The following is a 4,757-nucleotide window of genomic DNA, read 5'->3' as shown; positions in this document are numbered from 1 at the left end:
CCCACTCCGGGAGCCGCACCGATATAGACCATGAAGGTTCCCCGCCTAATCGTTTCAATCTTCCGCTCCAGCTCTTGAAGGGTCAGACGGTGAAAAGGCTCTTCTGATCGATTAGATTGCGATTTGACCGGCAAAATCCGTTCCCCGTCCTGCTGCACCCGGTCTGCCATCAGAAACACGTCGATGTTCCGCGTTTTCCGCAGCACCTGATTCGCAATGGAGCCCTGCCATTTTTCCTGCCAGCGGCTTTTATTCGAATGCCCCATTACAATCCTGGTCACGTTATTTTGCATGGCATATCGTACAAGGACAGAAGGCAGCTGGCGGATATGATCCAGCGGAAGCTCTTCAAATTTCCCTTCCACCCGGTCAACCAGCTTCATGATCGAGCGCTTAAAGGTCTGTTGATCCTTGGTCAATCTGCGGCCCAGCAATACAAAGGTTACAACCCGCAGATCACCGTTTAGGCGTTTAGCAATCTGCTGGCCTCTCCTTACGTAGAGTGAGCCGTTCCAGTGGTACTGGCTGGAGACCAGAATCCGCTCCGTCGCACCGGAGGGTCCGGTGAGTCCTTCAGCTTCGCGGTGTTTCTCCAGCGATTCATTTACACCCTCCGCCACCAAACGCAGCGACAGTTCACGGAGCACGCCGAGATTTCCTCTCCGGGACATTGCAGGATGCGCCTGGTCCCCCAGGATGCCTTCATCAATCCGCTTAAGAATCGTCTCTGGCGAAACATCAATCAGCCGCACTTCATCCGCAAGCTCCAGGGTATTCAGCGGGACCGTCTCTTCTGAACGGATCCCCGTCATTTGATAAATGATTTCGCCTACTCCACCCAGCTCATAAACATTAATCGTCGTAATAATGCTGATGCCGTTGTCCATTAAGTAGCGGATATCATCCAGTCTTGTCGGAAAACGGGCCCCCTCACGGTTACGGTGGGCCAGACCATCCACCAGAACCACTTCCGGATTGCGTTCAATTAGGGTCTCCAGCGGAAGATCCTTCTGCTCCTTGCTGCCCTGCCACCAATGGATGCTGGGTATACGTTCAAGATCCGCCAGCTGCTGGACAGTTTCAGACCGCCCCATAGTCGAAACCGCACTGATCACCACATCAATCCCCTGCTGCTTCAGCAGCTTGCCTTCCTCCAGCATATGATAGGTTTTGCCCGATCCGCTAACTGAACCAATGATAATCTTCAATCTGCCCCGGTGCAGCTTGTAGATGGAATACAGGATTTCTTCCGGGCTTTTACGTTTGTAAGGTGCCATACTTATCCTCCATCCATAACCGGCTCCTACCCTGCCCGCAAACCGCGCGGACAGGGCAGGAGCCGGATTATTACTTAGATAATTCCGACAGAGCTAAATTGAGCTTCAGCACATTTACACGTTCCTCGCCGAACACGCCCAGGTCACGGCCTTCGGTGTTCTTCACTACCAGCTCTTCAAGCTGATCCGCTGGAATGCCGGTCAGGTTGCTGATTCTGGGAATTTGCACTCTAGCAGCTGCAGGCGAGATATGAGGATCAAGACCGGATCCGGAATTCGTAATCAGATCAACCGGCAAATCACGAATTGGCACCTCCGGGTTATCCTTCTTCCATTGTGCTATACTGTCACGGGTACGCTGCAGCATATCCGGATTGGAAGGGCCATAATTGTTCGAGCCCGAAGCTTCAGCCTTGTAATCGATGCTCGATACCCGGCCTTGAAATAACGACAGATCTGTGAAGCTCTGTCCGATCAGCTCGGAGCCGACAACCTCGCCGCTGCTGTTCTTCAGCAGGCTGCCATTAGCCTGAGAAGGCATGAATACCTGGGCAAGCGCAGTCGAGGCCAGCGGATAAACAATCCCGCAAAGGATAATAAATACGGCGCTGAGCCTTACTATGCTTATGAAATAAGAGGTCTTGGAAACGGAAGATTGCTGGTTGGATTCGTGGTTTAACATTATAAAGTTCATCCTTTCTGCCGCTATAACTAGTTACTCTAGATCCAAAGGCTGACAACCATATCAATCAGCTTAATGCCGAGGAACGGCACAACCACTCCACCGAATCCATAGATGAAAATATTGCGTCGCAGCAGCCTGGTGGAGCTCATCGGCTTATAGGATACGCCCCTCATGGCAAGCGGGATCAGCAGCGGGATAATGATCGCGTTAAAGATCAGCGCGGAAATAATCGCCGAGCTTGGCGAGCCAAGGCCCATAATATTCAGCACTTCCATCTCTGGAATAGCCAGTGTGAACATCGCCGGGATGATGGCAAAATACTTGGCAATATCATTGGCGATACTGAACGTGGTCAATGCGCCACGTGTCATGAGCAGCTGTTTGCCGATCGCCACAACCTCAATAATCTTGGACGGGTCAGAGTCCAGATCAACCATATTTGCCGCTTCTTTGGCCGCTGATGTGCCGCTGTTCATTGCCAGCCCCACATCCGCTTGCGCCAGTGCCGGCGCATCGTTGGTTCCGTCACCCGTCATGGCCACCAGCTTGCCTTCCTTCTGTTCACGGCGGATGACCTCTATTTTATTCTCCGGTGTACTTTCGGCAATAAATCCGTCCACACCCGCTTCAGCGGCGATAGTTGCTGCAGTAAGCGGGTTGTCACCAGTACACATAATGGTTTTGATCCCCATTTTGCGAAGCTCTTCGAAACGCTCCTTCATTCCAGGCTTAACGGTATCCTTCAGGTAAATAAGTCCGTAGATGCGGTTATTTACGGCTACAGCGAGCGGAGTGCCGCCTTTGCCGGCAATGATGTTCGAGAGCTGATCCAAGTTATCCGGTATGACTCCTCCTTGAGAAGCCACCCAACGTTTGACCGAATCCACAGCCCCTTTGCGGACTTTATGACCCTCCGGAAGATCCATTCCGCTCATCCGCGTTTCAGCCCGGAATTCTATGAACTCTGCTCCTGACACAAGTCCGGCATCATAGCTGTATCCCAGCTTTTTGACGAGTTCAATGACAGATCGCCCTTCCGGTGTCTCATCCTTAAGTGAGCTAAGCGCTGACCATATGGCCACATCCTCCTCTGTCTCCTTGCCAACAGGAACAAATTCGCTCGCCATCCGGTTCCCGAAGGTAATCGTCCCGGTCTTATCCAGAATCATCGTATTGATATCCCCGGCGGCTTCAACGGCCTTGCCGGACATTGCCAGTACATTGAACTGGGTAACACGGTCCATCCCAGCAATCCCTATGGCAGAGAGCAGTCCACCGATTGTCGTTGGAATCAGACAGACCAGCAGTGCGATCAATACCGGTATTTCCAGAGCAACATTAAGGTAGGCGGCAATAGGACGCAGTGTAACCACAACAATCATAAATATAATCGTCAAGCTGATCAAAAGGGTATTCAGCGCGATTTCATTCGGTGTTTTCTGGCGCTTCGCCCCTTCGACCAAAGAAATCATCCGGTCCAGGAAGGACTCACCGGGATCACTGGTAATCCGTACCTTAATCTCATCACTCACCACTCTTGTGCCGCCAGTTACCGAGTTGAAGTCTCCGCCCGCTTCCTTTATGACAGGAGCCGACTCACCCGTAATCGCGGATTCATCCACTGAGGCCAAGCCTTCGATGACTTCACCGTCACCGGGTATCAGCTCCCCTTGGCTGACAACGACAATATCGCCTTTTCGCAGCTCGGAGGAAGCTACGATCTTAACCGCACTTCCAGTCAGCTTGTTCGCGGAAATATCCTGCTTCGTCTTCTTAAGGGAATCCGCCTGTGCCTTTCCGCGTCCTTCCGCAAGTGCTTCTGCAAAGTTGGCGAATAATACAGTGATCAGCAGGATGATGAACACCGTAATGTTGAATCCTATAGCTTCCGTAGCATGAAAGTAACCGGGAAGCAGCACCATCATCAAGACAATAAACGTACCTATTTCAACGACGAACATGACCGGATTCTTCATTAGGGTCACCGGATTCAGCTTCACAAAGCTGTCTTTGACCGCATTTCGGATCATGGGACCACTCAGCAGCTTCTTTTTCTGTACAGTACTCATTTCTGTTCTTCCTCTCCCCTAGCGTAGAGTCAAATGTTCGGCAATCGGACCAAGCACAATAACCGGCAGGAATGTCAGCGCACCAATAATCAGCACCGTAGCGATAAGAATACCGGTGAACAAGCCGTTGTCTGTGCGGAAGGTGCCGATCGTCTCCGGTACGGGCTGTTTGCGGAGCAGTGAACCGGCGACTGCCAGCAGAGCGATGATGGAAACATACCGTCCGAGCAGCATAACCACTCCGGTCATCATATTCCAGAAGGTGTTATTATCCGCAAGCCCCTCAAAGCCAGAACCGTTATTCGCTGCAGCAGAGACGTATTCGTACAGGACTTGTGTCAAGCCGTGGTATCCTGGATTGCTTATAGCACCTTGACCCATATCAGTCAGGAATGATGCTGCTGTAGGAACCAGTATAATCAGTGGATGGATCAGAATGGCGACTGCAATCAGCTTCATCTCCCGGGCTTCAATTTTGCGGCCGAGAAATTCCGGTGTCCTGCCGACCATGAGTCCGCAGAAGAAAACGGCGAGGATAGCGTACATCAGCATATTGACCAAGCCGACCCCTTTGCCTCCGAACACATTATTAAGCATCATGAGTGCCAGCGGCGTTATACTGCCGAGCGGAGTCTGTGTATCATGCATATTATTGACGCTACCTGTCGTAGCCGCTGTCGTTGTTGTCGTGAACAAGGAGGATTGCGGTATGCCGAAGCGCACCTC

3 protein-coding genes and 1 pseudogene are annotated in these 4,757 nt (G+C 51.8%); all 4 read right to left on the bottom strand.

From position 1 onward, the window contains the following. A pseudogene (locus AQR02_RS34030) lies at window positions 1–1,277 on the bottom strand (sensor protein KdpD); the annotation flags it as partial. A gap of 70 nt (window positions 1,278–1,347) precedes the next feature. Beyond that, on the bottom strand, window positions 1,348–1,959 hold the full coding sequence (kdpC, locus tag AQR02_RS10775; protein WP_054940558.1) for a potassium-transporting ATPase subunit KdpC: 612 nt from the start codon (window positions 1,957–1,959) through the stop codon (window positions 1,348–1,350). Window positions 1,960–1,997: 38 nt separating this feature from the next. Further along, the gene (gene kdpB, locus AQR02_RS10770) at window positions 1,998–4,031 is read right to left on the bottom strand and encodes a potassium-transporting ATPase subunit KdpB (protein WP_054940557.1); all 2,034 of its coding nucleotides are present in this window, start codon (window positions 4,029–4,031) and stop codon (window positions 1,998–2,000) included. 18 nt (window positions 4,032–4,049) lie between these two features. Then, window positions 4,050–4,757, bottom strand: a 708-nt coding sequence (locus AQR02_RS34025; protein WP_245237314.1) for a potassium-transporting ATPase subunit KdpA, incomplete at its 5' end; no start/stop codon positions are given.

Source organism: Paenibacillus ihuae, assembly GCF_001368795.1.
Lineage (GTDB): Bacteria > Bacillota > Bacilli > Paenibacillales > Paenibacillaceae > Paenibacillus_AQ > Paenibacillus_AQ ihuae.
Note: the sequence above shows the minus strand (reverse complement) of the source record. Positions and strands in the feature narration are given on the sequence as shown.